Annotated in this window: 11 protein-coding genes; 8 read left to right on the top strand and 3 right to left on the bottom strand. The window is 70.9% G+C overall.

What is annotated here, in order from left to right; translation table 11 throughout:
• The first annotated feature begins 3 nt into the window (after positions 1-3).
• The 6 genes from G7070_RS03315 to G7070_RS03290 are packed head-to-tail and all read left to right on the top strand — an operon-like array spanning position 4 to position 7119.
• Positions 4-807, top strand: a complete 804-nt coding sequence (locus G7070_RS03315; protein WP_166234923.1) for an NADH-quinone oxidoreductase subunit J — start codon at positions 4-6, stop codon at positions 805-807.
• A 2-nt stretch (positions 808-809) separates the two neighbouring features.
• Positions 810-1109 carry an NADH-quinone oxidoreductase subunit NuoK gene (nuoK, locus tag G7070_RS03310; protein ID WP_166234921.1) on the top strand — a complete coding sequence of 100 codons (300 nt, stop codon included), beginning with the start codon at positions 810-812 and terminating at the stop codon, positions 1107-1109.
• Between the two features lie 13 nt (positions 1110-1122).
• A complete protein-coding gene (nuoL, locus tag G7070_RS03305) occupies positions 1123-3030 on the top strand; it encodes an NADH-quinone oxidoreductase subunit L (RefSeq protein ID WP_166234919.1) in 1908 nt (635 codons plus the stop codon).
• Between the two features lie 13 nt (positions 3031-3043).
• Entirely contained in the window at positions 3044-4555 is a 1512-nt protein-coding gene (locus G7070_RS03300; protein WP_166231945.1) for an NADH-quinone oxidoreductase subunit M, read from the top strand.
• The gene (gene nuoN / locus G7070_RS03295; protein ID WP_166231944.1) at positions 4556-6136 is read left to right on the top strand and encodes an NADH-quinone oxidoreductase subunit NuoN; all 1581 of its coding nucleotides are present in this window, start codon (positions 4556-4558) and stop codon (positions 6134-6136) included.
• 5 nt (positions 6137-6141) lie between these two features.
• Positions 6142-7119 carry a polyprenyl synthetase family protein gene (locus tag G7070_RS03290; protein ID WP_246227601.1) on the top strand — a complete coding sequence of 326 codons (978 nt, stop codon included), beginning with the start codon at positions 6142-6144 and terminating at the stop codon, positions 7117-7119.
• 1286 nt (positions 7120-8405) lie between these two features.
• On the opposite strand, the gene G7070_RS03285 is transcribed toward G7070_RS03290, so the two are convergent.
• Together G7070_RS03285 and G7070_RS03280 are read right to left on the bottom strand one after the other, a co-directional pair.
• Positions 8406-9548 (bottom strand): HNH endonuclease signature motif containing protein, encoded by a 1143-nt coding sequence (locus tag G7070_RS03285; RefSeq protein ID WP_166231942.1) that lies wholly within the window; start codon positions 9546-9548, stop codon positions 8406-8408.
• Positions 9509-9769, bottom strand: coding sequence for a hypothetical protein (locus G7070_RS03280; RefSeq protein WP_166231941.1), 261 nt, complete (start codon positions 9767-9769; stop codon positions 9509-9511). Before G7070_RS03280 ends, G7070_RS03285 begins: the two co-directional genes overlap by 40 nt.
• A gap of 1214 nt (positions 9770-10983) precedes the next feature.
• Between G7070_RS03280 and G7070_RS03275 the strand changes: the two genes are divergently transcribed.
• Both G7070_RS03275 and G7070_RS19515 read left to right on the top strand, forming a co-directional pair.
• Entirely contained in the window at positions 10984-11955 is a 972-nt protein-coding gene (locus G7070_RS03275; RefSeq protein ID WP_206079912.1) for an amidase family protein, read from the top strand.
• Positions 11952-12374, top strand: coding sequence for an amidase family protein (locus G7070_RS19515; RefSeq protein WP_206080171.1), 423 nt, complete (start codon positions 11952-11954; stop codon positions 12372-12374). The genes G7070_RS03275 and G7070_RS19515 overlap by 4 nt, the downstream gene beginning before the upstream one ends.
• Before the next feature lie 258 nt (positions 12375-12632).
• Here the strand turns inward: G7070_RS19515 and G7070_RS03270 are convergent, their stop codons facing one another.
• Complete coding sequence (locus G7070_RS03270; protein ID WP_166231940.1) at positions 12633-16970, bottom strand: acyl-CoA dehydratase activase-related protein; 4338 nt, start codon at positions 16968-16970, stop codon at positions 12633-12635.
• Positions 16971-17025: the final 55 nt, after the last annotated feature.

The raw sequence follows: 17025 nt of genomic DNA, 5'->3' as shown, positions 1-17025 counted from the left end.
CCCATGCTCGTTCCGCTCGTGACGGGGGCGGAGGTGACGTTCTGGATCGCGGCCCCGCTGGCCGTGATCGGCGCGCTGGGCCTCGTGCTCACCCGCCGGGCGGTGTACGCGGCGCTGTCGATGGCCGTGTCGATGATCAGCCTCGCGGTGCTGTACGCGTCCCTGGACGCGCCCTTCCTGGCGATGACGCAGATCATCGTCTACACGGGCGCGGTCATGATGATGTTCCTGTTCGTGCTGATGATGGTCGGCGTCGACACGCCCGACTCGGCCGTGGAGACGCTCAAGGGCCAGCGGCCCCTGGCCATCCTGGCCGGCATCGGGCTGGCCGGCCTGCTCATCTTCGGCATCGGCGGAGCCATCGTGAACCCGCCGGCGACCGTGGTCGAGGCGAACGCCTCGTTCGGCGGGAACGCCCAGGGCCTCGCCCAGCTGCTGTTCGGCCGCTACGTGTTCGTGTTCGAGCTGTCCTCGGCGCTGCTGATCACCGCCGCCGTCGGCGCGATGATCCTCGCGCACCACCAGCGCGTCACGCCCAAGAAGGACCAGCGCGAGCTGGCCGACGAGCGGATGCTGGCCTACGCCACCCGGGGCGAGCACCCCGGCACCCTGCCGAACTCCGGCGTCTACGCGACGACCAACTCGATCGCCGCCCCGGCGCTGCTGCCCGACGGCACGATCGCGCAGAAGTCGATCAGCCACACGCTCATGCTGCGCGGCGCGGTCATCGACCCGGTCCCGCTGGCGCAGGTCACCGATGAGACGTTCGCCGCCATCGAGACCGTCGAGGACGAGGAGGACGAGTGATGATGAACCCCGAGAACTACCTCATCCTCGCCGCGCTGCTGTTCGCCATCGGTGCGGTCGGCGTCCTCGTGCGCCGCAACGCCCTGATCGCCTTCCTGTGCGTCGAGCTCATGCTGAATGCCTGCAACCTCGCGCTCGTCGCGGGCTCGCACATCACCGGCGGGCTGGACGGGCAGGTGGCCAGCTTCTTCGTGATGGTCGTCGCCGCGTCCGAGGTCGTGGTGGGCCTGGCGATCATCGTTTCGATCTACAAGACCCGTCGCTCGACCTCGGTCGACGACGCCAACCTGCTGAAGCTCTGAGGTGGGCGACGTGATGTTGTTGGAAACCCTCGCCGAACCGGTCGCCGCGACCGGGATGTTCACGCTCGCGTGGACCATGATCGCGGTCCCGCTGGTCATGGCCGGGCTGCTGCTGCTCGCCGGCAAGCTCACCGACCGCTGGGGCCACCTGGCCGCCACCGCGGCCGTCCTGTGGTCGTTCGCGATCGCCGCGTGCCTGTTCGGTGAGCAGCTCATGCGCCCCGCCGCGGAGCGCGCCGTGGAGAACCACGTGTACACATGGTTCACGGTCGGCCCGTGGAACTTCGAGGTGACGCTGCTGATCGACCAGCTCTCGATCCTGTTCGCGCTGCTCATCACGGGCGTCGGCTCGCTGATCCACGTCTACTCGATCGGGTACATGGCGCACGACGACCGCCGCCGCCGCTTCTTCGCCTACCTGAACCTGTTCATCGCGGCGATGCTGATCCTGGTCCTGGCGAACAACTACATCGTGCTGTTCCTGGGCTGGGAGGGCGTGGGCCTCGCGTCGTACCTGCTCATCAGCTTCTGGCAGCACAAGCCGACCGCGGCCGCCGCCGGCACGAAGGCGTTCGTCATGAACCGCGTGGGCGATCTGGGCCTGCTGATGGCGATGGGCACCATGCTGGCGATGTTCGGCTCGACCTCGTTCGCGGACGTGAACGCGGGCGCCGCCCAGCTGCAGCCCTTCTGGGCCACCGCGATGGGCCTGTTCCTGCTGCTGGCCGCGTGCGGCAAGTCCGCGCAGGTGCCGCTGCAGGCCTGGCTGCTGGACGCCATGGAGGGCCCGACCCCGGTGTCGGCGCTCATCCACGCCGCGACCATGGTCACCGCCGGTGTCTACCTGGTCGTCCGCAGCCACGCGGTGTTCGAGGCGGCGCCGACGGCGCAGCTCGCCGTCGTCGTGGTCGGCACCGTGACGCTGCTCGCGGGCGCCTGGATCGGCACGAGCCAGGACGACATCAAGAAGGTGCTCGCCGGCTCGACCATGAGCCAGATCGGCTACATGATGCTGGCCGCGGGCATCGGCCCGGCCGGCTACGCGTTCGCGATCTTCCACCTGCTCACGCACGGCTTCTTCAAGGCCAACATGTTCCTGGGCGCCGGCTCGGTCATGCACGGCATGAACGACGACGTGAACATGCGCCACTACGGCGGGCTGTCCAAGGCGATGCGGGTCACCTTCCTGACCTTCGCGATGGGCTACCTGGCGATCATCGGCTTCCCGTTCTTCGCCGGCTACTTCAGCAAGGACCACATCATCGAGGCCGCCTTCGCCGACAACTTCTTCATCGGCCTGTGCGCCCTGATCGGCGCCGGCGTCACCGCGTTCTACATGACGCGCCTGATGCTGATGACGTTCTTCGGCGAGAAGCGCTGGCTCAAGGGCGTGCACCCGCACGAGTCCCCGAAGGTCATGACGATCCCGCTCATCATCCTCGCGCTGTTCTCGATCTTCGCGGGCCTGCTGATGAACTGGTGGATCCAGACCTGGCTCGAGCCCGCCGTGGGCAACCACGCCCACGAGGTCAGCCTGATCCCGACCCCGGTCGGCCTGGCGACGCTGCTGGTCGTCGCGCTCGGCGTCGCCGGAGCGTGGATGGTGTTCGGCCGCAAGCCGATCCCGGCGACCGCCCCGCAGACGAGCAACCCGATCACCATCGCCGGGCGCAACGTCCTGTTCGGCGATCAGGTGAACAACTTCCTGTTCGTCGGGCCCACGAAGGTCGTCGCCAGGACGGCCGACGCGGCGGACGCCCAGGGCATCGACAAGGCGGTCGACGGGGCCGGCCACGCGTTCGCGGGGCTCTCCACCCAGCTCCGCCGCCTGCAAACCGGCTACACCCGTAACTACGCGCTCACCATGCTGTGGGGCGTCCTCATCGTGGGTGCCGTTCTGATCCTCGGCCAGCTGGGCTGAGGGAGGAGTTGACATGACATTCCCCTGGCTCACCTTCCTCGGCCTCCTGCCGATCATCGGTGGTCTGGTCCTGCTGCTGCCCATGGGCAGGGGCGCGGCGCGCACGCTCGGCCTTGTTTTCTCCCTCGCCACCCTCGCGACCGGCGCCACCGTCGCCGCGCTGTACGCGGGCGGCACCGACCTGTCGGTGGCCGTCCCGTGGATCCGCGCGTTCGGCGCGTGGTGGGCGCTCGGCCTCGACGGCATGGGCCTGGCCATGGTGCTGCTGACCGTGATCCTGACCCCGGTCGTGCTGCTGGCCGAGTGGACGCCGCCGGCCGGCCGCTGGAGCGCCCAGACGTTCTTCGCCCTGGTGCTGATCCTCGAGGGCCTCTCGCTGTTCGTGTTCACCGCCACCGACGTCCTGCTGTTCTACCTCTTCTTCGAGGCGACGCTGGTCCCGGTGTACTTCCTGATCGTCGGCTTCGGCGGCGAGCGGCGCGGCTACGCGGCGATGAAGTTCCTGCTGTTCAGCCTCGCGGGCGGCCTCATCATGCTGGCCTCCGTCGTCGGCCTCTTCGCGGTGGGGGCCGCGCAGGGTGCGCCCTCGTACCTGATCGGCGACCTGGCCGCGCTGCGCATCGACGGCGACCTCGGACGCTGGCTGATGCTCGGCTTCCTGATCGCCTTCATCGTGAAGGCGCCGATGGTGCCGCTGCACACCTGGCTGCCGGACGCCGCCGCGGCGTCCACGCCGGGCACCGCGACGCTGCTGGTCGGCATCCTGGACAAGATCGGCACCTTCGGGATGGTCCGGTTCTGCCTGGGGCTGTTCCCCGAGGCGTCCACCTGGATCGCGCCGTTCATGATGGTCTTCGCGATCATCTCGATTCTGTGGGGGGCCCTGGCCGCCGTCGGCAGCACGAACATGATGCGGCTGGTGTCCTACACCTCGGTCAGCCACTTCGGATTCATGGTGCTGGGCATCTATGCCTTCACCAGCCAGAGCCAGACCGGCTCGATCTTCTACATGCTCAACCACGGCTTCTCGACGGCCGCGCTGTTCCTGGCGGTCGGCTTCCTGGCCAAGCGTCGGGGCAGCTACGACATCAACGCCTTCGGCGGCGTCCAGAAGGTGGCGCCCGTCGCCGCCGGCGTCCTGCTGGTCGCCTGCCTCTCGGCGCTGTCGCTGCCGGGCCTGTCCACCTTCGTGAGCGAGTTCCTCGTGATCGCGGGCACGTGGGCGCGCAACCCGCTCGTCGTCGTGTTCGCCCTCCCCGGCGTCGTGCTGGCGGCGGTCTACTCGCTCGCCGTCCTGTACCAGCGCCCCATGACCGGCCCGCTCACCGAGCAGTCGGAGACGGCGTTCACCGGGCGCGACCTGAACGGGGTGGAGCGGTTCGTGATGGTTCCGGTCATCGGCGCGCTGCTGTTCCTCGGGTTCGTGCCGCAGCCGGCCGTGCAGCTGGTCGAGCCCACCGCCAAGGCGACCATGGAGTACGTCGGCGTGGCCGACCCGGCTCCGGTCGTGAAGGGAGCCAAGTAAATGTCGTCGTTCCTCATGCCGGCTCTGGAGATGGCGGCCCCCACGCTCGAGTGGCGGGCGCTGGCCCCGATCCTGCTCGTGTTCGCGGCGGCGTGCCTGGGCATCCTGCTGGAGGCGGTCCTGCCGCGTCCGCTGCGGTTCGTCGCGCAGATGTCGCTCGTGATCGCGACCGTGGTGGCCTCGCTGGCGTTCCTCACCATCAACTGGCGCGGCGGCTACGCCGGCCGGCTGGCGATGGGTTCCATCACGCTGGACGGCCCCGCGTACTTCTCCTGGGCGGCGCTGCTCGTCTTCGGCGCGCTGGCGTTCCTGGTCTTCGGTGAGCGCCGGCTCAACGGCGGCGCGACCACGTTCGCGGCGTCCGCGGCGTCCGTGCCCGGCTCCGTGGAGGAGGCCGAGTCTTCGGCCGCCCGCCGGGAGCACACCGAGGTCTTCCCGCTGGGCATGTTCGCCCTCACCGGGATGATGGTGTTCGCGGCGTCCTCCGACCTGCTGACGCTGTTCGTGGCGCTGGAGGTGCTCTCGCTGCCGCTGTACCTGATGAGCGGGATGGCGCGTCGCCGCCGCCTGCTCAGCCAGGAAGCGGCCCTGAAGTACTTCCTGCTGGGCGCGTTCGCGTCGGCGTTCATGCTGTTCGGCATCGCGATGCTGTACGTGCTGTCCGGCTCCTTCGACCTGCGCGTCATCCACGCGGCGGTCGCGGACGCCACCACGGGCCCCGGCCTGATCTTCATCGGGCTGGCCTTCATCGCGATCGGGCTGCTGTTCAAGGCCGGCGTCGTCCCGTTCCACAACTGGACGCCGGACGTCTACATGGGTGCCCCGACGCCGGTGACCGGGTTCATGGCGATCTGCACCAAGCTCGCCGCCGTCGCCGCCCTGATGCGCGTCTTCTACGTGGCGCTGGACGGCATGCGCTGGACCTGGCAGCCGATCTTCGCGCTGCTGGCCATCCTCACGATGGTGATCGGCATCGTCGGCGCGCTGACCCAGACCGACATCAAGCGGCTGCTGGCCTACAGCTCGATCGCGCACGCGGGCTTCCTGCTGACCGCCGTCGTCGGCGCCAACCAGCAGGTGCCCGCCGGCCAGGCGACCTCGACCTCCGCGGTGATGTTCTACCTCGCCGCCTACGGGTTCGCCACGGTGGGCGCGTTCGGGATCGTGACCATGGTCCGCAACGCCGCCGGCGAGGACAACAACATCGGCGCCTGGTCGGGGCTGGCCTCGAAGAACCCGTGGGTCGCCGGCCTGATGGCGCTGTTCATGCTGAGCTTCGCGGGCATCCCGCTGACCGGTGGCTTCATCGGCAAGTGGGCCGTGTTCACCTCGGCGTGGCAGGGCGGCTACTGGTGGCTGGTCGTGATCGCGGTGCTCAGCTCGCTGGTGGCGGCGTACTTCTACCTGAAGGTCATCGTGGTGATGTTCGCCCGGGAGCCGGCCAAGGGCACCTTCGTGGGCCAGGCCAGCGCCTGGACGTGGATCCCGGTGATCATCGGCGCCGTGGGCACCCTGTGGTTGGGCCTGCTGCCCGACTCGGTCATGCAGCTGGCGGCGTTCGCGGGCGGCTTCCTGCGGTGACCTCCCTGACTGATCAGGCCGTCGACCCGGTGTTCGAGGCGCTCGTCCGCGAGCGCCTCGACTCCATCGAGGAACGGCTCAAGGAGACGGCCCGCGCCCAGACCGCCTTCACCACGGACGCCGCCCAGCACCTGCTCTCCGCGGGGGGCAAGCGGTTCCGGCCGCTGCTGGTGGTGCTGGCGTCCCAGCTGTACCCGGGTGCGGAGCCGTCGGCCATCGACCGCGCCGCCATCGTCATGGAGCTCACCCACGTGGCGAGCCTCTACCACGACGACGTCATGGACGAGGCGGACATGCGCCGCGGCGTCCCGTCGGCGAACAGCCGCTGGGACAACACCGTGGCGATCATGGTGGGCGACTTCCTGTTCGCCCGCGCGTCCTCGACGGTCGCGACGCTCGGGACCGAGTACGTCATGCTCCAGGCCGAGACGTTCGCGCGGCTCGTGCAGGGGCAGATCGCCGAGACCCGCGGCGCCGGGGACGAGAGCGACGGGCTGGACCACTACCTCGACGTCATCGCCGACAAGACCGGCTCACTGATCGCGGCGTCCACCGTGTTCGGCGGCATGGTCTGCGGCGCGCCGGCGGACGTGCTCGACGCCCTGGCCGCGTACGGCGAGGAGATCGGCGTAGTGTTCCAGCTGTCCGACGACCTGCTCGACATCGCCTCGGACGCCTCCGGCAAGGTCCCCGGGACCGACCTGCGCGAGGGCGTCCCGACGCTGCCCGTGCTGATGCTGCGCGCGTCCGCGCGTCCGGGCGACGAGCGGCTGCTCGACCTGACCTCGCGTCCGCTGGACGACGAAGACGAGGTCGCCGAGGCGCTCGCGGCTCTGCGCGCCCACCGCGTCATGGACGAGGCCCGCGCGGAGGTGGGCCGGCGCGCCGAGGTGGCGCGTGGCTACCTCTCGCGGCTGCCGGAGGGCCCCGCCCGAGAGGCGCTGTCGGCCCTATGCGACCAGGTGGCGTTCCGCAACACCTGAGCCGATCCGGAGCACCGCCGAGGACCACGCCCCTTCATCGGAGCGTGGTCCTCGGCTTCTTGGCGCGTGAGGGCGGGCGGCTCGGCGAGCGACGTCCGGGGACCCGGCCTCACGTGTCCGGTGGTGGGGCGGATGGCGCGGTCCGAGCGCCTTCACCGGGGAACCTGTCCGCGCATGTCGATCGCCTCTGCCAGCGGGGCAGACATCACCGCTGTCCGATCTTTGTCCTCGTGTCCCGACTGCTGCGCGGAGCAGCGCCGACCCGGGCAGCCGCGATCTCCACCGAGCCGCTGTCCGGCCGTCCTCCGCCGCGTTGGACCACAGCACGTCCAACGCGACCACCGCGCCGTGCAGACGAGGATTCCTGGGGTGCGCAGGAGCTTTCCGGGGAGCGCCGCGAGGAAGATCCGTGTACGCGGTTGATGGGAGCGCGCCCATCCGGCTCGTCTCTGAGAGCGTCAAGCGTGGTCCTGAGGGGGCGCTGAGGTTGGCCTTCGCATCACGAGGTCAGCCCGCCCGTCGCTCCGCCTTGGAGGCGATGTCCAGGTTCACGTCGCGTCCGGTCAGCCGGGGCCGGAAGATCCACGGCAGGAGTGCAGGGGCAGGGCGAAGACCTCACCGATCAGGACGCCGACGGTTCTGTTCCCCATGGCGGCGTCTGCGCTGGGCGGCGGGCGTGGGTTCACGCGGTAGGCGCCCAGGCGACGTGGTTCGAAGGCCCGGAGGGCCGTGACTGCGAGCCAGTCGGGAGCGTCGCCCATCACCCCGGTCGTCGCCCATCACCTGCGTGTTACTCGGACGAGGCGGCACGTGGCGCGCCGACAGACCTGTCAGCCGCGATCGCCGGGACCTTCGCCCCACCGTCTTCGCTTCGGCGATCACGCGCCGTGCACTGCACGGTTGTCGGGGGGATGGACCAGCGTTCCGCCAGCGAGGGGCCGGCGGCGTCTGGGGTTGTCTCGTGCACCCGTTGTGTGCGTGACCGCCGTGCGCGGTGGCCTACCGCGGACGGGACGACGCTGCTGCTTCGGACCAGCCGCGGCACCGTTGGGCGGCCCAGGCGATCGGGTTCGGGTCGGTCAGCATCCCACCGGCGGGTCGCAGACGCCTCGGCGGGCGCCCCAAGGGCGGTTCGGCGGACCTTCTCGGGCGGCGGCACCGTCCAGGCGATCGGGTTCGGGTCGGTCGGCATCCCACCGGCGGGTCGCAGACGCCTCGGCGGGCGCCCCAAGGGCGGTTCGGCGCACTCTCTCGGGCGGCCACCTGGAACAACATGTCGCCCGCAGTCAGCTTCCCGAAGCGTCTCCAGATGCCGGGTCCGCGGTTTGTGATCGGGGTCGGTGGCGGTGGTTGCGGCGGGGCCGTTGTTGCGGGTCGACTCTGGTCGGTGGGATCACGACCGGTACGCCGTGGTCGAGTCTGATCTGCCAGTGGGTGTCGGGATGGCGGTGGTCGGGTTCGACCGTGTTGTGATGGTGCCGGCACAGGAGCACGAGATTGGGAAGCGAGGTGGGTCCGCCGCGTTGCCAGGGAGTGATGTGGTGGGCATCACACGCGGCCGCGGTGCGATCACACCCGGGGAACACGCACCCGCGATCGCGGGCGACGAGCGCGGCGCGGATGGCGGGGGTGACGAGCCGGTTGGCTCGTCCCACGTCCAGCACTTCCCCGGCGCCGTTCATGACCACGGGCAGGATGCCGGCGTCGCAGGCCAACACCCGCAACTGCGTGGGCGTCAGATCCGCACCCGAATCGAGCAACTGTGCTCGTCGGCAGTCGTCGACCAGCCGATCGTGGTCGATCAGCACCATGATCCGCGGCCGATCGCCGCCATGGTTCGGGGCGTCCTGGTGCACCGCGGCGGCGCGGGCGAGTTCGACCAGCGCATCAGCTCGGCGCTGGGTCGGGGTGGCCTTCTCGACGAGCGGGTCGGCGCAGTCGAGGGCGCGGCGGTGGTGCAGGTGCGCGATCGCCTCGACCTGCGCCCGCAACAGTTCGGCTTCAACTGTCGGCAGGCTGCCTTTGATCAGGACCGACCCCATCCCATCAGGGGTGAAGGAGAGATGCCGCACCGCCTGGGCGTGCCGCGCCTCCCGCTCCAGCCGGCGCTCCAACGACTCCTCAGCGACCTCGGGGGCGATGACTTCGAGCAGATGCCGGGCCAGCCGCCCCAGTTCGTGGGAGTCGAACTGAGCGCAGAACCCCACCATCATGGTTTCCGCCTCACGCACCTTCTGGTCGGGCAGATCCTCCGGCAACTGGGCCAGCACCCGGGCGACCGCGCGGGCCTGCAGCGGTGTGGCCGCACCGGTGAGCGTCGCTTCCCGCAGGACCGGCCGGCTGGCCAGTTCCTGGGCTCCGGCCAGCAGTCGGCCGGCTTCGCGTCGGGTCATCCGCTGGGCGTCGTGCAGCCACGACAGTGTGCCCACCCCACCACAGTCTGGGGAGCCGCGACCCGATCGGCCTCAGCAACCAACACCCCGGCCAGGGCTTGCAGCCTGCCCGCGGCCGACAGTGCCTGCTCGGCGAGAGTGACGCGTTCGGCATCGGTGAGCAGCGTGCGGTCCAGACCGTTGGGGTCGAGGTCGTCCAGACCGGTGAGGACATTCGCCAGGAATGCCTCACTCTGCGTCCGGATCAACGTCTCCATGAAAACACTGTACGAGTCGCCTCTGACATTTTCGGCGGACGTGTGGCCCGGAGAAGGGTGTCTTCTTTGATCGCCGGTGGGTTCGCGTCGAGGAAATCAAGGATTGCGCAGTCACGCCTGAACGCGGGAGTGCCGACAAGGGGTGATGCCTTCCCGGACCTCGGTGACTGCGTGAAAATTGAGCCACACAGATCGCAGGACGATAGGGATGGGGCGCGGGGGCTTCGGTTGAGGCGGACGGGTCTTGGGATTGGGGCCTGGGCTGGTTCGAATGCTGGGGTGAAGCGGGCCGCGTGAGATGTGTCCGTGAACTCCGGGACTGGCCACCGGGTCGCATGCGGCCGCGTCGCGCTGCATCGACTGGCCGCATTGCCTCCGCGTTCCGCCGCCGGGTCGGGTGCCGGGCGCGTCGCCCCGCACCGACCGGCGCAGTGCCCCGGACCGACCTTCCAGCCCGGACTGGCCGGGCTGCTCCCGTGGACTGGCGGCTGGGTGGGTGCGGGCGGCGTTGCCCCGCACCGACTGGCCGCAAAAATGCCCCGGACTGGCCGCACTGCCTCCGTGGAGTGGCGGCCGGGTCGGGTGCCGGCGGCGTTCCCCGAACTGACTGGCCGGGCTGCTCCCGTGGAGTGGCGGCTGGGTCGGTGCGGGCGGCGTTCCCCGCACTGACTGGCCGGGCTGCCTCCGTGGACTGGACGCTCCGCCCGGATTGGCCGCGCTGCCCCCGCACGGACTTGTGCTGCGCCCGGACTGGCCGCTGCCCCGCGCACGGACGTGTGCTGCCCCCGCCCGAACTGGTCGTGATGCCCCTCGTTCGGACTGGCCGCGCTGCCCCGCACGGACTTGTGCTGTCCTCGCACGAAATTCCTGTGCCGCGCACAGCACGGACAGGCTGTGCCGCGCCCTTGCACGGGTTGGCTGTGCCACGACTGCTTTGGCTGGCCATGCCGCCCGCCGCACCGACTGGCGGCGCCGCCCACTGCACGGACTGACTGTGTCACCCGCCGCACGGGCCGGATGTGTCGCGCAGCAGTGGGCCGTGCCGCCCGCCGCACGTGCTGTCTGTGCCGCGGAGGACAAGTTGGCTGTGCAGCCCACCGCACAGACCGTGGGACGCCGCCGCCGCACGGACGGGCTGGGGTGACAATCCACCGGGCGACGAGCAGCTTGGAGCCCGCCTGATGCCCGGCTGGCTTCGGGGGTAGCCTCGAGGCATGCACTGGGATCCCGCCGCAGGCGCCGCTGAGACCGCCAATCGCGTCCGCTCCGGGGAGTGGACGGCCCTCGGCGTCGCGGAGGCTTCCCTGGCCCGCGCGCAGGAGTTGGCCGACCTGGGGGCTTTCGCCCACCTCACGGGGGACCGGGCCCGCGAGCAGGCCGAGGGTCTCGACGCGGCGATCGCGGCGGGCAGGCCCGTCGGTCCGCTGGTCGGCGTCCCGGTGCCGATCAAGGACCTGGTCGAGGTCGCCGGCCTGCCGTTCGAGGCGGGCAGCGCGGTGCTGCGGGGCAACGTCTCGCAGGTCACCGACGCCGTCGCCCAGCGACTCATCGACGCCGGTGGCCTGACGATCGGCAAGACGGCCGCCCCCGAGTTCGGCTTCCCCGCTTACACCGAGACGCTGATCGGCCCGCCCGCGGTGACGCCCTGGGATCGCAGCAGGGGAGCGGGCGGCTCCTCCGGGGGCGCGGCGGCCGCGGTGGCCGCGGGCATCACCCCGATCGCGCACGCCTCGGACGGCGGCGGCTCGATCCGCATCCCCGCGGCCGGCTGCGGCATCGTCGGGCACAAGCCCTCCCGCGGCCTGGTCAGCACCCTCCCGACACGCGTGCCCGGGCCCGGCCTGGTGAGCGACGGCGTCCTGAGCCGGTCGGTGGCCGACACCGCCCTCGGGCTGGACGTGCTGGCACCGGGCAACGGCTTCCTCTCGGGCCTCGCCCACGCCCCCAAGCGGCTCCGGATCGGGGTCACCACGACGCCGGTCATCTCCGACACCGCCACGGTCCACCCGGGCGTCGTCGCGGCGGTCGAGGCCGTGGCCTGCTGGCTGGACGCGCTGGGTCACGACCTCGTCGACGCCCCCGCGCGTTCCCCGCCGAGCGCTGGGCCGCCTTCGACGCCGTCTGGACGACCGGCGCGGCGTCCATCCCGCTGCCGCCCGAGGCCGAACCGGCCCTCACCCCGATGACCCAGTGGCTCCGCGGCCGCGGGCGCGCTGTGACCGGCGTCGAGTACGCCGGTGCCCTGAGCGCCATCCAGTGGCTCGAGTCGGAGGTGAACGACGCCTGGCGCGACCTGGACGCCGTCCTGACCCCCACGCTGGCCCAGCCCCCCGCGAAGGTGGGGGCCCTGCGCGACGACGCCGACCCGGCGGCCGACTTCGCCGCCCAGATCGACTACACCCCCTGGACGTCCGTCGCGAACCTCACCGGACGCCCCGCGATCAGCCTCCCGCTGGTCCGCGCCGAGGTCGACGGCGTCGAACTCCCCATCGGCGTCATGCTCACCGGCATCCGCGGCCGGGACGCCGACCTGCTCGCCCTGGCCGCCGCGCTCGAGGCCGCGCACCCCTGGCCGCTGCTGCCTCCGGGGCTCAGCGCCTCCTGACACGGGGGACTTCTGCACCCTGACGCGGATTCCCTTCGCTTCCTGGCGCCGCCCTCCGGTGCGGGCGCGGGACGGAAGGACATCCGCGAGTGTTCCTGACACCGTTGGAGGCGACGCCGGCCGACGCCGAAACGCGCGCATCGGTTGGAGTTGTCTGTCGGGGTGCTCAGCCGGGCTCACCGCCGGGACGCGCGGCGCCGGAGGCGTCCGTGGCGCACCCGGCAAGCCCGCCGCCGACCGGCCGCAGCGAGGCTCCGGTCAGACCCCCAGCGTCGAGGACACCGGGGTGATGCTCAGCGGACGCGGGCCCAGCTTCTCGGCTTGGATGCGTCCCGCGTTCTTGTGCGCGGTGGCGACCATCAGCTTGATCCGGTTCAGCTGGTTCACCTCGGAGGCCCCCGGGTCGTAGTCGATGGCGACCACGTTCGCCTCGGGGTAGAGGCGCCGCAGTTCGCGGAACACGCCCTTGCCGACCACGTGGTTCGGCAGGCACGCGAACGGCTGGGCCACCACGATGTTGGGGCAGCCGTCCTCGATGAGCTCCATCATCTCCCCGACGAGCAGCCAGCCCTCGCCCGCGGTGGTCCCGAGCGAGACGATCGACTCGGCGCGGCGCGCGACCTCGGTCAGCGGCTGCGCCACGACGAAGTCCCGGGTGGCCGCGGCCAGCGCGCGCCGCGCGGGCCGCTGGTACTGCTCGATCAGCCAGGCCGCGCCCTGCTGCAGCCGGACGCCGCGGGGCGTCCCGACGCCCAGGTGGTCCAGCTTCCAGCCGGCGGTGTGCATGCTCATCATGAAGAACGGGAGCAGGTCGGGCAGCACGGCCTCGCAGCCCTCGGACTCGATCACCCGGACCGCGTCGTTGTTGGCGTCGGGGGAGAACTTCACCAGGATCTCGCCCACCAACCCCACGCGCGGACGCCGCGGCACGTCGGCCAGCGGCAGCCGGTCGAAGTCGCGCACGATCCGCTCGATCAGCCAGCGGTAGCTGACCCGGCGCTTCAGGGTCGCCGACCAGCCGCCCGTGGTGAAGAACTCCGACGCGACGGCGTCCCAGTGCCGGTACAGGGCGTCGGCGGCCCCGACCTCGGCCTCGTACGGACGCGTCCGCAGCAGGACGTTCTGCAGCACGTCGCCGACGACGATGGCCTGGATCGCGCGGTGCAGCAGCGCCGGCGTCAGCTTGAACCCGGGGCTCTCCTCGAGGCCCTGGGCGCTGATCGCCAGCACCGGGACCTGCGCGAACCCCGCGTCGGCCAGCCCCTTGCGGAGCATGCCGGCGTAGTTGGTGGCCCGGCACATCCCACCGGTCTGCGTGATGATCACCGAGCTGTTGTCGGGGTCCGCGCCGCCGGCGATGAACGCGTTGATGAGCTGCCCCACCACCATGATCGCCGGGTAGCAGACGTCGTTGTTGACGTAGCGCAGCCCCACCTCGACGTCGTCGCGGGACGCGTGCTCCAGCAGCTTGACGTCGTAGCCGACCTTGCGCAGCACGGGCACGATCAGCCGGAAGTGGATGGGCGCCATCTGGGGCGCGTAGATGGTGTGCGTGCGCCGGGCGTCCTTGGTGAACACCGGGTGCCCCAGGCCCTCCTTGGCGGCCGCGTCGTACGTGACGACCTCGGCCGAGCGGGGGCGGCGCTCCGCGGTCGCCGCCTTGAGCGAGCGCAGCCGGATGGTCGCGGCCCCGAGGTTGGAGACCTCGTCGATCTTCAGCACGGTGTAGACGTCGCCGGCCGTCTCCAGGATCTCCTGGACCTGGTCGGTCGTGACGGCGTCCAGGCCGCAGCCGAAAGAGTTCAGCTGCACCAGCTGCAGCTCGGGTTCGGTCCGGACGCGGGCCGCCGCCTCGTAGAGCCGCGAGTGGTAGGTCCACTGGTCGCGGACGCGCAGCGGCCGCTCCAGGCGCGGGGCGTCGGCGACGGCGTCCTCGGTCAGGACGACCATGCCGAGCTGGTTGATCATCTCGGGGATGCCGTGGTGGATCTCCGGGTCGACGTGGTACGGACGCCCGGCGAGCACGATGCCCTTGCGGCCGTGCTCCGCGGCGTACTCCAGCGCGCGGCGTCCCTCGGCCAGCACGTCGGCCTTGTAGGCGGCGTCCTCGGCGTACCCCGCCTCGACGGCCGCGCGGGCCTCCTCAAGGGTGACGCCGTCGCCCTCGAAGACCTCGGCCAGCCGCTGCGCGAGCTTGTCGGGGTCGGCCAGGTTCACGAACGGGTCGAGCAGCTTCACCCCGGGCTCACGCAGCCGGTCGATGTTCTTGGCCAGCACCTGGGGGTAGAAAGCCACCACCGGGCAGTTGAAGTTGTGGTCGGACGCCTCGAAGGCGGGCTGCTCCAGGCTGACGCACGGGTAGAAGATCGTGGTGACGCCGCGGTCGAGCAGCCACTCGATGTGGCCGTGCGCGAGCTTGGCGGGGTAGCAGACGTTCTCCGACGGGATCGTCTCCATGCCGTCGGCGAACAGGTCGTGGTTGGAGCGACCCGACAGCATGACCTTGTACCCCAGCGCGGTCAGGATCGTGAACCACAGCGGGTAGTTCTCGTACATGTTGAGCACGCGCGGGATGCCGATCGCGCCGCGGGTCGCCTGGGCGTCGGTGAGCCGCCGGTAGGCGAACAGCCGTCGGTACTTGAAGTCGTGCAGGTTGGGGATCTCGGTGCGCTGCGGCTTGTCCTCCAGCGAGGCGCCTCGCTCGCACCGGTTGCCCGAGACGTGCCGGCTGCCGTCGGGGAAGCTGCTGATCGTCAGCCCGCAGTGGTTCTGGCACAGCTTGCAGGTGCGCCGGGTGGTCTCCACGGCGAAGTCGTCCAGTTCGTCGAGCTCGAGCAGCGACGTGACGGTGCCGGGTTCCCACGCCCGCTGCGCGGTGAGCGCGGCGCCGTAGGCGCCCATGAGCCCGGCGACGTCGGGCCGGACGACCTCGCGCCCGGTCAGCAGCTCGAAGGCGCGCAGCACGGCGTCGTTGAGGAACGTACCGCCCTGGACGACGACCCGCTCGCCGAGGGCGTCGGCGTCGCGGAGCTTGATGACCTTGTACAGCGCGTTGCGGACCACCGAGTAGGACAGGCCGGCGGCGATGTCGCCCACCGAGGCCCCCTCCTTCTGCGCCTGCTTGACCGAGCTGTTCATGAACACGGTGCAGCGCGAGCCGAGGTCGACCGGCTGCTGCGCGGCCAGGGCGGACGCGGCGAACGCGCGCACGTCGGTGCCCATCGTCTCGGCGAACGTCTGCAGGAACGAGCCGCAGCCCGAGCTGCAGGCCTCGTTCACGGCGATCGAGTCCAGCGCGCCGCCCCGGACGCGCAGGTACTTCATGTCCTGGCCGCCGATGTCGATGACGCTCGTGACGCCGGGGGAGAGCCGGTCCGCGGCCCGGTAGTGGGCCATCGTCTCGATCTCGCCCTGGTCGATCCGCAGCGCGGCCTGGACGAGTCCCTCGCCGTACCCCGTCACGCAGCAGCGGGCCAGCTCGGCCTCGGCCGGCAGGCGTTCGCGCACCTCGCGGACGATGTCGATCGCCGCGGCGACCGGGTTGCCGCCGTTGCCCGCGTAGTGGCTGTGGACGATGGTGCCGGAGGCGTCCATGACGACGCACTTGATGGTGGTCGATCCCGCGTCCAGGCCGAGGAAGAGCGGCCCGCGGGCGTCCTCGAGGCGCCCCTGCGGGACGGTGGCCGCCGCGTGCCGCGCCTCGAAGGCGGCGCGCTCGGCGGCGTCGGCGAAGAGCGGACGCAGCGTCGCGGTGTGTCCCACCGAGGAGCTCGCCCCGGCGTCCAGGCCGGCCAGCAGCGCGGACAGTGGCTTGGCCTCGCCGCCGGCGAGCAGGGCGGCGCCGCGCGCGACGTAGAGCTGCGCGTCCGGGGGCGTGGTGAAGCTGTCGACCTGCTCGGCCAGCGTGCGGCGGTAGGCCTCGCGCAGTTCGGGCAGGAAGTGCAGCGGCCCACCCAGGAACACCAGGTTCCCGCGGATGGGGCGGCCGCACGCCAGCCCGGAGATCGTCTGGGTCGCGACCGCCTGGAACACCGACGCGGCGATGTCGGCGTGCGCCGCGCCCTGGTTGAGCAGCGGCTGGACGTCGGATTTGGCGAACACGCCGCACCGCGACGCGATGGGGTAGAGCGTCGTGTGGCGCGCGGCGAGCTCGTTCAGCCCCGCCGCGTCGGTGCGCAGCAGCGTCGCCATCTGGTCGATGAACGCGCCGGTGCCGCCCGCGCAGGTGCCGTTCATCCGCTGCTCGGGCGACGGCTTGAGGTAGGTGATCTTCGCGTCCTCGCCACCCAGCTCGATCACCACGTCGGCCTCGGGGTGGAATCGCTCGACGGCCTCGGTGCCGGCGATGACCTCCTGCACGAAGTCGACGCCGAGCAGGTCGGCGACGTGGAGGCCGCCCGAGCCGGTGACGGCCGCCCGCACGGTGATCTGCGACCAGCGCTCGGCGATCTCGGCGATCAATCGCCGCACCTCGCCTCGCGCATCGGCGTTATGGCGGCGATAATCGGAGTAGACCACGTGGTCGGCGTCCAACAGGACGGCCTTGACCGTCGTCGACCCGATGTCCAGGCCGAGGGTGAGCGGTTGCTGTTCCATGTGTGGTCCTCCGAACAGAACGATCGTTCTGGTTACTACGTAGCGTAGTGTTCAT

Source organism: Propioniciclava coleopterorum, from assembly GCF_011393335.1.
GTDB lineage: Bacteria > Actinomycetota > Actinomycetes > Propionibacteriales > Propionibacteriaceae > Propioniciclava > Propioniciclava coleopterorum.
Note: the sequence above shows the minus strand (reverse complement) of the source record. Positions and strands in the feature narration are given on the sequence as shown.